Genomic DNA, 14,649 nt, shown 5'->3' with positions numbered 1-14,649 from the left:
TACCTTTAGTTACTATTATTCAGTGAAGAACCTTTATGAAATTTCAAGAGCCATGCCAATTTTTCCCGTAAATCAGCTCTTTTTATTATGGCATCAATAAATCCATTTTTTAATAGATATTCCGAGGTTTGAAATCCTTCTGGTAATTGCTCTCTTATTGTTTGCTTGATTACCCGCTGACCTGCAAAACCTACTAAAGCATTCGGTTCTGCCAGAATAGTATCTCCCAAGAAAGCAAAACTGGCACTCACACCTCCGGTTGTAGGATTCGTCAGCACACTTATGTAATAACCTCCTGCTTCATTAAATTCCTGTACCGCCGAAGCAGTACGGGCCATCTGCATTAACGCAAAAAGGCCTTCTTGCATTCTTGCTCCGCCTGATGCAGCAAAAATGATTACGGGCAGTCTTTTACTTAATGCTTCTTTAAATAAACTGGAAATTTTATATCCGACAATCACACCCATACTTCCCATCATAAATCTTGAGTCCATAACTCCTAACATCACATCTTCTCCACTAATCTTTGCACAGCCTGTCACTACTGCTTCATTTAATTCTGTAACTGATTTTGCTTTCCTGTATTTTTCTTCATATCCTGGGAAGTGCAACGGATCATGAAAAGCCAAATTGCCATTAGTCTCCTTAAACGAGTTGGAATCTACTATTAAGTCTATTCTATCCCGAAACGGCATCTTACTATAAGAACCACAATTGTTACAAATAAACAGTTCACGTTTTAGTTTTTTACTATCATGAACATATCCGCAAGTAGTACATTTTTCAAACACATTGTTCATAATGATTCTCCTTTCTGTAATTATTTTTCCAATACTGTATTAATTTTTTTCTAATCTCCTTAATATGAGTTCTGCTAACTGTCAATACTATTCCATTTAATAAATATAGATTATTCTTTATTAGCTTACTTACATAAAAAGCATGCACAATATACCCCTTATCAATGAAAAAAAATTCATCTCTATTTAAAGAATTATATACTTCAGCAATTCCCTTCCTTTCTTTACTTTTGCCTTCTGTGGTAACAAATATGGAATATTTCTTCTCTTTATAGATATAATAAATATTTTTATAGGGCAGCTTTTCCAGGCGAATATTCGTGGTGATTATATAACTATTTCTATCTTTCAAAGATACTTCATACTTGAAATCCCTTAGTACTGATATAAGCTTTCTGCTGACTTCATCCTTAGGTATAAATCGAAACAGCTTTAATCCATAACCATCAATGGCATAATTAAGCTGGGAAGTAATAAATACAAAATAACCGTTTGGATTCGTTTTTCTGACTTTCTTAATCAGTTCTTCCCCGCTCATATCAGGTAATACTGCCTCTAGTAAAAACAAGTCAAACTTATAACCGTCAGCAATATCATAAAGTAAATTGTTTGCATTCTTGAAACGGATAATATTTAACGGAATAAATTCTCCATTAAAAAATTCCAAAGTAACTTTTTCAATAAAATCTACTATTTTTGTACCATCATCAAATAATGCAATGTTTAGCAATGAGTTCACCTCCTAAATCAATAAATTTATCGATTCATTTTATATTTTTGATTTTTTCCTCGTTTTTCCATTTAATATTTGTTTATTTTTGTTTTTAGTCATTTTTGTATGATATCTGTTATTTTCTAACAATATATTTATTTTATAGCTTATCCTACTGCAATCTTTTTAAATATTAAACTCTTTTTTATCGCACCTTTCGACAAAATTTTTATTTACAAAAACGTTGCCCTCATGTGAGGAAACTATAAAAATAATCACTTTAAAAACGATTTGTTTATTATTATAAAAAAATGAGTTTCTTGTGCATTTGTAAAAAAATAATTAATGAATATTTTTTTTCGTTGATTCAATATGTATAAATACCGAAATTTGCAAACCGCATTAATGAATAATTATATAAAATTAAGTATATGACAATAGACACATTGTATTTGATTATATATTTTTAAATGTTAATAACTGAAAAGAAGTGAATAAAAAATCTCAGAATTATACTATTTTATGGCATAAGATATTTTCAGAGTATTATCATTTATCTTATAATATTCAGTTTTCTTTCTAAAATTTAACTAAATATTTTGTCAGATAATGTATAACTTTATTTCTTTTATTTGTTTTACTACATCACCTTAACCACCAGTATATCTCAATAAAAAAGAAGTCTGAACACCGTCAGACCTCTTTTTCTTGAATAAACATTCATATTTTTCTATTAATTTCTTTCAGCATAATGGAAACCCCTATCTCTATGCCTGATGCTTCCTGAAGCGGACCGCCATATATTCCTTCCCCGGCAGTTCCACTTTAAATTTCCCCTTAAATACTCCCATGTCCTGAATTTCCATATCCCATGTATCAATAACTTCCACATCAAATTCCGTTGTATCATCAAAGTTAAATTCCCGGAAGGAAGGTCTGTTAAATCCATAGTAGTATAGATAATAGCTTTTAATTTTCAGTATCATGGAGCCAACACCTTCAGCGGTTGCGCATACCTCGTCCCAGGCCTGTTTTAACGGCATCAGACCATAGCCCGGCGTTTCCGATAATATCCGATACAGAAATTTCAGCCTGTCAGGGCTTTCTCCATGTAAAACGCCGCCGTGGGACCACCACAGTATCCCATCCGGGTTCATATAAGTCTCTCCATGACCGGCATATCCCCCTCTTAAGCTGGCTTCCCAGAATCTGCGCACCAATTCCTTACCGCTAATATTTCCCCAGCCATGCTGAATGTTTCCTTCATAGGCTATTTCGTCCAGTACTACCGGCTTTTTATACCTTTCTCTCCATTCATCCACGTATTCAGCCGTTTTATAGATATCCTGTCTCTGTATACTGCAGTGGGTGACCCACGGTCTGGAATAATCATAAAAAGACATGCAGTTATGAATGGATCTCAGATGACTGTATTTGTCATTTCTGCAGATGATTCCTGCAAAATTTTCCCAGTCCTCCACCGATTTCTGAGGCATAAGGTCATATTCATTGGCAAGTGACCACCAGACATTCCTGTATGCAGCAAATCTGGCAATCACATAGTTCCAGTACAATTCGTCCTGTTCCCTGCTCATAAGACTGAATCCCCACCTGTCGTAAGGATGCATAACGATCAAATCCGCTTCGATGGACAATTCTCTCAACTGTCTGATACATTCTTCAATATGCCGGAAATGTTCCGGGTTAAAGCGGTAATAATCCCACTGGTTTCCCTCCGCTCTTCCATTAAACAGCTGAAAATTATCACTGGTTAATTTTGTGCTGTCGCAGGGTGCCCCTATGTATGGATAAGATATCGGTTCATTTAAATTGTAATCATAATGTTTCGGTAAAATACAGAAACGAATTTTGTTAAATGCGCTCTTCTTAAGAGTCTCAAGTGTCTGTTTCTGCAATTCTTCCGATTGCAGCTCCCATACATAGCAGGTCGTTCCAATGGAATAATAAGGAACTCCGTCCTCATAAGCAAAATGATATGTATTTGCAACACGGACAGGTCCATGATTGTTGCCGGAAGCCGGAAGTACTTCAAAGGTTCCTTCCCAGGTCTTCTCAGAAAAGCTTCCGAAGATCAAAAATTCATAGCTTCCTTCAAAGGAAGGCATAAACCGAACCACATAGTTCCCGTCTCCGTCATAAAACCCATCCACTGTTTTGCATTCATGAGCGCCGGTGAAGGTTCCCTGGATCTTATAATCAACAAACGGATTTTTATCCGTGTAACCGGGACAGGTAATTTCCCAGGTATCCCATTTTTCAAGTTTCTGAATAAACTCTGCCATGTCATTCTCCTATTTTGTTATGATTATCAGGATTATAAATCCATCTCTATATAATAGATACCGCAATTGGAGCAATTAAGCAAGGCAAATAGAAAAATCCCCTGAAAAAAGTCAGTACAATTCAAATAAGGTATTCCGGCTTCCAGGGAAAAAAAGAAGGAATGCTCTTATTTAACAGAACACTCCCTCTTCTTTGTATTACGATTCCATTCTCTGTCAATCCAGAGATTGAATGATTGATGGTATCACTTTATAGAGATCGCCGACAATCCCATAATCCGCCACTTCAAATATAGGTGCATTTTCATTGGTATTAATCGCAATGATCTGTTCAGAACCCTGCATACCAGCTACATGCTGGATCGCTCCAGATATTCCGCATGCGATATAGATCTTAGGCTTTACAGTGGTTCCTGTCTGTCCAACCTGATAGGCGTGGTCAATCCAGCCTGCATCTACCGCAGCCCTGGAACCTGCAACTACACCGCCAAGCTTGTCTGCAAGCTGCTTTAAAAGTTCAAAACCTTCTGCTTTTCCTAAACCCATACCGCCGGATACGATGATTTCCGCATCTGAGATTGCAATCATTTCTTTTACACTTCTGACTACATCAAGCACCTTTGTACGAATATCCCCATTTAAAAATTCAGTCTTCAATTCCACTACTTTTCCAGTTCTTCCCGGTATACGCTCTGCCTTTGCCATAACCCCCGGTCTTACTGTAGACATCTGAGGTCTGTGATTCGGACATACAATGGTAGCCATCAGATTTCCACCGAAAGCAGGGCGCGTCTGTCTGATTTTTTTATCCTCCGGATCAATCTCCAGCCTGGTGCAGTCAGCTGTCAGTCCTGTATTTGCTTTCACTGCAAGAATCGGGCCCAGATCACGGCCGATGTGGGTAGCTCCAAGAAGCACGATTTCAGGCTTGTACTCATTGATTGCTTCAGTAATCACCTTGCCGTAGCCGTCAGTGGTGTAATGTTCCAGTTCCGGTGCCTCTGCGAGATACACCTTGTCTGCACCATACTCAAATAATTCACTCACAAGCCCAGCCACTCCGTTTCCGCAAAGCACCGCGCATAACTCAGTGCCAATCTCTGCAGCCAGTTTCTTTCCTTCGCCTAAAAGTTCAATTGCTACAGGCATAATTTCACCCTGACGCTGCTCTGCAAAGACCCATACCCCTTTGTAGGCACTTAAATCTTTCACTTCTTTTATTTCTTCCGTCTTTTCGATTGCCATAAACGGACATTTCTCTACACAGACACCGCAGCCCGTACAGGCAGTACCGATTACTGCCAGCTTGCCTTCCATGGTAATGGCATCAAACGGACAGTTCTTCACGCAGATGGAACAGCCTTTGCATTTTTCTTTTATAACATTAACAGCCATATCTATACACCGACCCTTCCCTTACAGATAATGTTTCTCTTTTAATTTGTCAACCAGTTTGCTGCTCATTTCATCGATTGAGCCAGAAAGCATCTCACCCTTGCCTTTTGCAGGGGGAGTAAAGGAACGGAATACCTGAGTCGGAGAAGCGTTAAGGCCGCAGTCCTTTGGATCCAGTTCTACATCCAGGTGATTCCAAACCGGAATTTCTTTTTTATATGCATCTACAATTTTACCAATGCTCATATATCTGGGTTCATTTAACTCTTTCACACAAGTTAAGAGACATGGTGTCTGGACTTCAATCACCTCGTAGCCGTCTTCCATCTGCCTGTGTACAGTGACCTTGCCGTCTCTCAACTCAATATCCTCAACGTAAGTAACCACCGGTATTCCAAGTCTCTCCGCTACCTGGGGTCCAACCTGCGCCGTATCACCGTCTATTGCCTGACGTCCTGCAAATACCACATCAACATTTCCAACCTTATGAATGCCTGCAGCGATGGTAGTGGAAGTTGCACACGTATCCGCTCCGCCAAATGCACGGTCGCTTAAAAGATATGCCTCATCCGCTCCCATAGCCAGACACTCTCTTAACATATAGGAAGCCTGAGGCGGTCCCATCGTCAGTACCGCTACTGTCACGTCTTTATTCTGGTCCTTTATCTGAAGTGCTGCTTCCAGGGCATTGGCATCATCTGGGTTTAAGATGCTTGGAACACCATCCCGGATCAGGGTTCCCTTTACCGGATCAATTTTCACCTCATTGGTGTCCGGTACCTGTTTTACACAAACCAAAATCTTCATTTTAACTTTTCCCCTCTCCTACTTTTTCAGCAGCTTGCCCGCAATTACCATTTGCTGAACCTGTGAAGTTCCTTCATAAATTGTAAATACACGACAGTCTCTGTATAACCGTTCAATCTTGTAATCACTGATGTATCCGTAACCGCCATGGATCTGCACTGCCTTTGCTGCTATTTCATTGCAGACCTCTGCTGCATAGTACTTTGCCATAGACGCATTCATTGATGCATCCTGTCTGGTATCCATTAAATATGCAGTTTTATAAACCAGCTGCTTTGCTGCTTCAAGCTTTGTGGCCATGTCTGCAATCATGAAGCCGATCGCCTGGAAATCACCGATTCTTCTTCCAAACTGCTTTCTTTCTTTTGCATATTTAATAGCCTCATCAAGACATGCCTGTGCAACTCCGATGGACTGAGCTGCAACACCCATACGTCCTGTATCCAGAGTCTTCATCGCATTGATAAAGCCTTTGTTGATTTCACCAAGAACATTGCTTTTATGTACCTTTACCTGCTCCAGTATAATATCACTGGTGGCACAGCCGTGAAGTCCCATCTTGTTTTCCGGTTTTCCGCAGGATACGCCCTCCTGCTTCATATCTACGATAAATGCAGTGATACCCTTGCTTCCTTTTGACATATCCGTTTTCGCATATATAACCGCAAAATCGGAAAGAGGCGCCATGGTAATAAATGTCTTACGACCATTTAAAATATAGTAATCTCCGTCCTCAACTGCAGTCGTCGTCATACCGCCTGCATCGGAACCTGCTCCTGGTTCCGTGAGACCAAATGCAAGAATCTTCTCACCGGTAACAACAGGGCGGAGATACTTTTCTTTCTGCTCATCTGTACCGGATAAAAGAAGCGGTCCTCCGGACAGTGAGTTGGGGGAAGATACATAAAGACTTGCAACCGCACTTACTCTTGAAATCTCTTCCATTACAAGCACATAAGATCTGGCATCAGCTCCCTGTCCGCCTAATTCTTTCGGAATCTTGATTCCGAAGAAACCTGCTTTTGCCATCTTATCCAGTACTTCTTTGGGGAACACTCCGCTTTCCTCAACCTCTTCCTGAAGCTCTTTTGTCAATTCTTTTTCTGCGAATTCCCTGGCTAATTTTCTGATCAGCTCGTGTTGTTCCGTAAAAAACATGGATTTCTCCTCCTACTCCTATTTGTCAGACTGATTCAACTGCATAATAGCACTGCTTTTGATTTCAGCCAGTTTTATTTTTCCACTGGAATTTATAGGAAACTCCTCAAATTCCAAAAATTTAACCGGAATTTTATAATGTGCAATTCTGCTGGCCAGATACTGCCTTATATATTCCTCGTGAAGCGTTTCCCCTTTTTTTAATACAAGGCACGCCACTATCTCTTCCTGTATCACTTCTGCAGGCACCCCTATCACAACTGCCTGATCGATCCAGGGGATTTTTTTTATATAATCCTCAATCTCACAGGGCGATATATTTTCGCCTGCCCTGATAATAATTTCTTTTTTTCTTCCTTTTATGTGTAAGTAACCTTCTGCATCAAGGAAGCCCATATCTCCAGTGTGAAGCCATCCGGCGTCAGTAAGAGTCTGCTTTGTCTCAGCAGGCATATTGTAATAGCCGTGCATTACATTATAACCTCTTACCATGATTTCCCCTGTCTCTCCCGCAGGCAGAAGACTTTTTTTCTCGTTGTCTACAATCTGAATTTCAATGCCTTCTATCGCCTTGCCTACACTCAATGCCCGTTTTTCCACCGGGTCACTGGACAGCGAAAAAGTCACCGCAGGCGATGTCTCTGTCTGACCATAAGAAGGAAGGAGCATAAGGCCTGGGATTTGCGAGCATATTGTCAGATAGTCTTCTGGAGGAATAGGGGAACCGGCTATGATTCCTGATTTTAAACTGCTTAAATCATATTCTTTGAAATGCTCATTTCGCAGCATTGCAAGAAACATGGATGGTACCCCGTTAATAATGGTACATTGATTTTTCTGAATGCAGTTTAATACATCAACTGTCTTATAATAGGGAAGGATACACATCGTACTTCCCAGTAATATCGTGGTCAGAAGACTGGAAGTAACACCGAAACAGTGAAACATCGGTACCGTTACGCACATTCTGTCATCGTTTGTCCATTGCATATGCCGGATGGTTGCCAAAGCAGAATTCACTATATTATCATGGGTCAACAGGACGCCCTTGGACCGGGATGTCGTTCCTGATGTGAACAGCATACAGGCAATGCTGTCAGATTTAACCTTATTTTGCAGGCTTTTGGTTATCCCATAAGCCTTTTTTGTTTTCTCGCTGCTGACAAAACTATTGAAATTCAACCATGAACCCGCCTTGTCTTTTCCCATAAACAGCCATTTTTTAATATTACAGACATGATCTTCTTTAATGGTATCAACGATTTCTGAGTAATGGATATCTTTATAAACGTCACCATAATAGAGATACTCTACATGAGCATACTGAAGAACCTCTGTCAATTCTTTTTCCCTGTAGCAGGTATTAATCAGAACAGGAAGCGCTCCTAATTTCTGTAATGACAGAAAAATAATGATCCAATTGGGATTATTTACACTCCATATCCCCACATGAGTCCCTTTGGTGATGCCAATTTTATGCATACGATAAGCCATATAGTCACTGATTTTGTCAAGTTCATTCCAGGTATAGGAAACATTTTCGTATATTATCGAAATTTCATCAGGCGTATGCCTGGCTCTTTCAGCCAGGCACATCCCTATTGTCTTACGGCTCAATATCATTTCTACCCACCACTTTACTTAGGAAGATTTTAGCCAATCCTCTTGCATCCGGTTGCCTCGCCTGCTGCAATCATAGCACTGACCTGTTCTTTACTATATCCTAATTGCGCAAGCACAGCTTCCGTATCTTCTCCTAAGAAGGAAGCCCTTTCATAGGAAGAAAGACTGGTTTCAGAGAAAATAACGGGAGTTCGTACCATGGTACGCTCCGCCCCATTGGGGAATGTCACTTTTGCCAGAGCATCTGATGCCCATGCCTGCTCATCTACAAGAATCTGATTCCAGGTCTGGCACACCGCATATGGTAAATCAGCTTCTTTCATCATAACCTCAACTTCAGACAGGCTTCTTTTCAGAACCTCATCATGAAGCATCTCATAGAATTCTACTAAGTGATCCTGAAGTGCAGTCTGTGGGAAAAATCTGGTATCTCCGATTAAATCCTCCCGGCCAAGTGCCTTCATAAAGGTAGGATAGTAGAAATCGTATCTTGGCATTGCAAACTGTACCCAATATCCATCTTTTGTTTTATGAGCTACATTTAACGGATTGGCGATCTTTTTACGGCTCACCGGATACTGTGTGGAAGGATCACCATACTGGTTGCACTGAAGGAACAGAGCGATATCCCAGAGAGCAGTGTGGAACAGGCTTACCGTTACCTGATCCCCTTTTCCCGTCTCCCGTGCACGGTAAAGTGCTGCCAGCACGCCGCTTGCAAGGTACATACCGACCTGGTGATCACCGAATCCTGCAATTGGCAGCATTGGTGACGAGTCCACATCATACATGGTACCCATGACGCCGCCTCTTGCAAAAAATGCGGTGAAATCGAATCCAGGAAGATCCTTATCAGGGCCTTTCTCTCCGTAGCCGCTGACATAGCCCATTACCATCTTCGGATATTTCACTTTTAAGGTCTCATAATCAAGTCCGCTTCTCTTTAAAGCAGGCTGACGCCAGTTGGTAATAAAGATATCGCAGTCAGCAAGCAGTTTTTCCAGTACATCACGGCCTGCCTGAGATTTTGTATCCAGAGTTACACACTTTTTACCTGCATTCTCCAGGCAAAAGCTGGTATCCTCCTGGTCACCGAACGGACGGCCTTCATTGACAGCGGTGAATCGAAGCGGATCACCGTTTGGAGCCTCCACTTTAATAACCTCAGCACCTAAATCTGCCAGATACCTTGCACAGCAGGGTCCTGCGATAAAAGTTGCCAGTTCCAAAACTTTTACGCCTTCTAACGGGCGACTCATTTCACTCATTTTTTGTCTCCTTTAATTGTCACTTTTTGTATCAAACTTTGTATGAATCATATGAATAATGTAAGGAATTATAATAACCGGGAATGTGAGGTATGCAAGGATACCATATCCCTTATTAACCAGCGGAAGCAGTCCGAACTGTGCAACGCCAAGACCAACCAGACATAAAATAAGGGTTGTAATAATAACTTTTGAGGTTGGTTTTCCATCCGGATCAAAATTCTTGTCAAGCATATTGCAGACACGCACCGTTCCGGCAGCTACCATGTTTACTGCAGTGGATACAGAACCTAAAATGATCAATATAGAAATAATTGGTGTCAGTAAAGCGCCTCCTACGCCGTTTTCTACCAGTACAATAACAGGCAGGGAAGCTTTGGCGTATTCCGTAGTCTGTACGATTGCAAGAAGTCCTAATGTAGATAAAAAAATCATAAGACTGTTTACGATGAAACCAACAACATAGGTATAAACTGCGTCCTTTGGCTTATCCAATGCTTCCGCATGCTGAGAATGAATGGCAGGGGAAGAAGCGATCTGGAATGCAGCATATACGATCATGCTCCAGATTGCGGGCCCCACTGGCGCCTTCTGATCTGCCAGATATCCGATTCCTGATACGACTGAATCCCACTGAACAATAATATTAGGAATAAATACAAGCAAAAGTCCAACTACAATGAGAATCGACAGAGCTGTTGCAACCTTACGTACCATGGCTGTACCATAAATAGCTACAATAAAAATGAAAATACCAATCACAACCGTACAGGCAAAATAGGGTACTCCAATCATCTTTGACAGCGTTGTTCCTCCTGTGGAAAAGGCAACTGCAGGTACTACTAAAAGCACGAAGATATAAACTAATTCAAATAAATTGGAAAAAATAGCGGAATATTTTCCGTAAAACTTTTTGTTAAAGCTGCTGTAATCATAAACATCATGTTTTTTTGCGTAATATGCAATGTAACCATTGTAAACCGCACAGATCGCCTGCGCTCCCACACACGTAATGAGGCACATGATCCCATATCTGATAAAATAGCTTTTCAGCTGAGCTCCTGAAGCAAAACCTCCGCCGAACTGTGTTGTAAACCATACAAATGTAATCCCCATTGCTATCGATAATTTATTGACTTTCTTCTCCATTTTAAAAGTCCCCCAGTCTTATGAGTTTTTTCCCAGCATATCTTTAAATGTTTCAATCATTGTTCCAGCCTGCTCATAGTTTTCCATCTGCCGGTCTACCTCGATCAGAATAATCGGAAGTCCTGCTGCGTCACAAGCTTTTTTAAGTAACGGATAATCAAATTCTTCCGGATCGCAGAATTTTGTGAGAACCACAAGCACCCCCTTAGCTTCATGGCTCTTTGCAGTTTCTACAATCAGGTCAATTCTTTTCTTCTCCACATCATACAGCACAGAGCAGTGATCCATTGCACAGAACTTTCCAGAAAGACTGTCCAAAGCAGTGATATCCTCCAAAGCATCTGTACGGTACTGACGGCTCTCTGCTGCTACATCATCAGCAACAATCTGAAGACCGTTGCTGTCAATGATGTTAAGAAGAGACGGACTATCTGCCAGAATACCTGTTGTCATGATTTTGATCTTCGCTTCTCCTGGTTTCTGCTCTTTTAATGCTTCCAGCAATTCGCGAATCACTTTGCTGTGCTCTTCTTTTAACATAAAGAAAGCACTTTTAAATACTGCGCTGCGCTGCGCAGCAGTCACTTCCGGATGCTCTGCCAGTACCTCTGAGAGTTCTCTCATCAGGGTATTATGCTCATTGTAAATACGGATTGACTTGGCAAGTTTTTCATCATCGAAGGTTTCACCTGATATTTTTTCAAGCTCTTCAATCATTCTCTCATATCCCTTTTTGGTAAACTCTTTTCCATATTCCGGTTTTCGGTTCTGAGGATATGTCATAGGAAGGAATGGAATATTGGGAATTGCATACTTCCAGTTCTCACCAACAACTTTTAAGCTGTCGCATAAGCTTGGAATAATAACAGCGCTCACTCCATCGTATACCCCTTTGATTCCCAGCTCCACCAAAGACTGTACAATGGAGCAGATGAATGCCGGAAAATACCGTTTTGCTTCTCTCAACTCAATATCGCCACCCCATGCCCCCATGGGAACCATGCCTAAGGAATGCACCAGTTCTTCCGGAGTATACACAGGGGCGGTCAGAACCACCTTTTTCCCGGAAGCAATCAGTGCATCTTTCTGTGCTCTCGGATTTTCAGCAATTGCTTTTAACTGTTCTAAAATTTCTGTTACGCTCTTCATGCTTAAACCCCCTTATTCGCTTCCATAATCTCGGTTAACCCCTGTACTCTGGTATCGTACTGAGCCTCTGAGAAGTTTCTCGGATCAGCCTGGTCGCCATCAAAGCTCGCCACCGGAATATTGCAGGTTTCTCCGATCTGACGGCTCATTTCGTACATGAAGCCACTCCAAAGCTTACAGGAACGGTTGGTATGTACCAGAAGACCTTCTACATGGTTCTCCTTGCACAGCTTAACACGCTTATCTCTTGCAAGTTCCAGATTAATTGCATTGGGTACCTTGGCATAAGCACGGCACATATCATCAAAATCCTTATAGATAAAGCCGAATGCATCTGCATATATGGTTGTAACCATATTGATCCCACGGCTCTTTAAGCCTGTAGAGGTTGCCCGCAGCCAGGGCCAGCATGCAATACCTTCAAACATGATTCTGTGTTTTTCCTCTTCCCGGAATGTTGATTTTCCTGTTGCGTGATTCTCTTCATATTCCTTTAGAAGCGTTTCCATCGCATCTGCCGCTTCTGCCTTGCCGCGTGCCGTAACCATGACAGCCATATGATTTAAGAGATCAAATCCGTTAAAAGGTGACGGAGTGTATTTTGCACAGGAAGTTGCTGCCAGCCATGCTCTGCTGGTACGGCCTGAATACTCCATAACCTCTTTATACTTTTCATCGCTCCATTTCTTTCCGGTAATTTCTTCCAGCTGATGGATGGCATCCCAAAATTGAGCCTTAATGTATTCTACTTCTGCATCAGACACCTCATAGTCAGGATTAAAAGGAATATCAATCATAATCATGGGGATATTCAGCTCTTTTGCCAGGTTCTCATACCACTTGATCATGCAGTTGCAGATATTATTGCAACACAGCATAAAATCCGGCTGAGGCATATTTTGCTCTGGTGCATCCTTGATCTTGGCATAAGCAAGGCTGATACGTGCATAAGCGCAGATATCGTTTGAATATCCATCTGCCTCACTGATTTCACACATCCTGGCTCCTGCTCCTCTGGCTGCAATCGCTGCTGCCTGGTTCTCAGGATAACAGACTGCAATTCCAAGGGTCTCCGGTATCTCCACCGGAAAGTTACTGGAACACCAGCCGATCAATTCGCCTCTGTCCTTAGCTGCCTGGGCATCCGCATAAGCCTTCATGGCAATCGCATTCAGTTTATATTTCGCTGAATTCGGATCAGGTGCCGGTCTTTCCTTTTTGACTTCTTGACTCATAAGAAACCTCCATTTTGTTTATTTATTCATGACTCTCTCGTATGCATAGAGAGCTGCTCCTAAAGCCCCCATGAGCTGTGCCTGTTCCGAATACAAAATCGGAACTCCCAGTTCATTCTGCAGCGCCTTTCTTACACCTCCATTCTGTGCGACGCCCCCGCTCATGCATACTTGTTCGTGAATCCCAATTCGTTTTGCAAGCCCTGCGACCCGGCTGGCCACTGACTGGCAAATACCTGCTACGAGATTCGGCATGTCTACTCCCATAGCAAGCTGCGATATCACCTCTGATTCCGCAAACACTGTACAAGTGCTTGATATTTTAGCCGGATTATCAGCCTTTTCAGCCTCTTTTTCCAGATCTCCTATTTTTAACTGAAGGATCTGAGCCATTACATCCAGAAACCTTCCTGTACCAGCTGCACATTTGTCATTCATAATAAAATTAGTCATCTTACCCTGATCATTCAAAGCCAGAACTTTGGCATCCTGGCCTCCGATATCAATCACAGTCCTTGCCTGGGGAAACAAAAATGAAACCCCTTTGGAATGGCAGGTTAATTCACTTAACTGATCATCTGCCTCCTGAAAGGTCTTTCTTCCGTAGCCGGTGACTATTGTAAAGGCAATATCCTCTGATTTTAATCCGGACTGCTCATAAAGCTGTTCCATAAGCATCTTAGGACCGGCAGTTCCGGTTCCTGCCAAAACGATGGAGGACGCTATTTCATCTGAACCATTTTTTAATATCATTCCCTTTGAAGTTGTTGAGCCAATATCAATTCCTAATGTATATATCATAGGTTCCAGTCCTTTCTGGCTTGCTTCTTGTATTCTTGTTATCTTGTCGACAACTTACCTAAAGAATACCACTTATCGACAAATTTTTCAAGTATTTGATGCAAATATTGTTAAAAAAATAATAAATGTTTTGGTAAATAATTACGATAAAACTGATCAAAATCCATTCTGAATATAACATGTAATAATAGATATATATTTTATAATTACGATATATTTTCATTATTATATTTTTATTTTATATCATTA

Annotated in this window: 12 protein-coding genes; all 12 read right to left on the bottom strand. The window is 41.2% G+C overall.

Annotated features, from left to right (window positions below; all coding sequences use genetic code 11):
- Positions 1 to 5: 5 nt before the first annotated feature.
- Positions 6 to 800, bottom strand: a complete 795-nt coding sequence (gene accD / locus V7D18_RS21460; protein WP_426157352.1) for an acetyl-CoA carboxylase, carboxyltransferase subunit beta — start codon at positions 798 to 800, stop codon at positions 6 to 8.
- Positions 784 to 1,530: a LytR/AlgR family response regulator transcription factor gene (locus V7D18_RS21455; protein ID WP_426157350.1), complete on the bottom strand. Its 747-nt coding sequence runs from the start codon at positions 1,528 to 1,530 to the stop codon at positions 784 to 786. The genes accD and V7D18_RS21455 overlap by 17 nt, the downstream gene beginning before the upstream one ends.
- A 749-nt stretch (positions 1,531 to 2,279) precedes the next feature.
- Entirely contained in the window at positions 2,280 to 3,815 is a 1,536-nt protein-coding gene (locus V7D18_RS21450) for a DUF5605 domain-containing protein (RefSeq protein ID WP_426157348.1), read from the bottom strand.
- Positions 3,816 to 4,031: 216 nt separating this feature from the next.
- Positions 4,032 to 5,210 carry an FAD-binding protein gene (locus V7D18_RS21445; RefSeq protein ID WP_426157346.1) on the bottom strand — a complete coding sequence of 393 codons (1,179 nt, stop codon included), beginning with the start codon at positions 5,208 to 5,210 and terminating at the stop codon, positions 4,032 to 4,034.
- Between the two features lie 21 nt (positions 5,211 to 5,231).
- Positions 5,232 to 6,017: an electron transfer flavoprotein subunit beta gene (gene etfB, locus V7D18_RS21440; RefSeq protein ID WP_426157344.1), complete on the bottom strand. Its 786-nt coding sequence runs from the start codon at positions 6,015 to 6,017 to the stop codon at positions 5,232 to 5,234.
- Positions 6,018 to 6,035: 18 nt separating this feature from the next.
- Entirely contained in the window at positions 6,036 to 7,175 is a 1,140-nt protein-coding gene (locus tag V7D18_RS21435) for an acyl-CoA dehydrogenase family protein (protein ID WP_426157342.1), read from the bottom strand.
- Positions 7,176 to 7,193: 18 nt separating this feature from the next.
- Positions 7,194 to 8,798 (bottom strand): AMP-binding protein, encoded by a 1,605-nt coding sequence (locus V7D18_RS21430; protein WP_426157340.1) that lies wholly within the window; start codon positions 8,796 to 8,798, stop codon positions 7,194 to 7,196.
- Between the two features lie 29 nt (positions 8,799 to 8,827).
- The gene (locus tag V7D18_RS21425) at positions 8,828 to 10,066 is read right to left on the bottom strand and encodes a CaiB/BaiF CoA transferase family protein (protein ID WP_426157338.1); all 1,239 of its coding nucleotides are present in this window, start codon (positions 10,064 to 10,066) and stop codon (positions 8,828 to 8,830) included.
- Between the two features lie 12 nt (positions 10,067 to 10,078).
- Entirely contained in the window at positions 10,079 to 11,215 is a 1,137-nt protein-coding gene (locus V7D18_RS21420; protein ID WP_426157336.1) for a YkvI family membrane protein, read from the bottom strand.
- An 18-nt stretch (positions 11,216 to 11,233) separates the two neighbouring features.
- Entirely contained in the window at positions 11,234 to 12,364 is a 1,131-nt protein-coding gene (locus tag V7D18_RS21415; protein WP_426157334.1) for a 2-hydroxyacyl-CoA dehydratase subunit D, read from the bottom strand.
- Positions 12,365 to 12,366: 2 nt separating this feature from the next.
- Complete coding sequence (locus V7D18_RS21410; protein WP_426157332.1) at positions 12,367 to 13,599, bottom strand: 2-hydroxyacyl-CoA dehydratase subunit D; 1,233 nt, start codon at positions 13,597 to 13,599, stop codon at positions 12,367 to 12,369.
- Between the two features lie 18 nt (positions 13,600 to 13,617).
- Positions 13,618 to 14,397 (bottom strand): acyl-CoA dehydratase activase, encoded by a 780-nt coding sequence (locus V7D18_RS21405; protein WP_426157510.1) that lies wholly within the window; start codon positions 14,395 to 14,397, stop codon positions 13,618 to 13,620.
- Positions 14,398 to 14,649 lie beyond the last annotated feature (252 nt).

Origin of the sequence: Lacrimispora sp. 38-1, assembly GCF_049890855.1 — a bacterium.
Taxonomy (GTDB): domain Bacteria; phylum Bacillota; class Clostridia; order Lachnospirales; family Lachnospiraceae; genus Lacrimispora.
This window is presented reverse-complemented; position numbering and strand designations above follow the sequence as displayed.

Coding starts and splice junctions, on each gene's coding strand:
- V7D18_RS21430 (WP_426157340.1), bottom strand. CDS start 8,798: ATGATATTGAGCCGTAAGACAATAGGGATGTGCCTGGCTGAAAGAGCC.
- V7D18_RS21425 (WP_426157338.1), bottom strand. CDS start 10,066: ATGAGTGAAATGAGTCGCCCGTTAGAAGGCGTAAAAGTTTTGGAACTG.
- etfB (WP_426157344.1), bottom strand. CDS start 6,017: ATGAAGATTTTGGTTTGTGTAAAACAGGTACCGGACACCAATGAGGTG.
- V7D18_RS21410 (WP_426157332.1), bottom strand. CDS start 13,599: ATGAGTCAAGAAGTCAAAAAGGAAAGACCGGCACCTGATCCGAATTCA.
- accD (WP_426157352.1), bottom strand. CDS start 800: ATGAACAATGTGTTTGAAAAATGTACTACTTGCGGATATGTTCATGAT.
- V7D18_RS21450 (WP_426157348.1), bottom strand. CDS start 3,815: ATGGCAGAGTTTATTCAGAAACTTGAAAAATGGGATACCTGGGAAATT.
- V7D18_RS21445 (WP_426157346.1), bottom strand. CDS start 5,210: ATGGCTGTTAATGTTATAAAAGAAAAATGCAAAGGCTGTTCCATCTGC.
- V7D18_RS21435 (WP_426157342.1), bottom strand. CDS start 7,175: ATGTTTTTTACGGAACAACACGAGCTGATCAGAAAATTAGCCAGGGAA.
- V7D18_RS21415 (WP_426157334.1), bottom strand. CDS start 12,364: ATGAAGAGCGTAACAGAAATTTTAGAACAGTTAAAAGCAATTGCTGAA.
- V7D18_RS21420 (WP_426157336.1), bottom strand. CDS start 11,215: ATGGAGAAGAAAGTCAATAAATTATCGATAGCAATGGGGATTACATTT.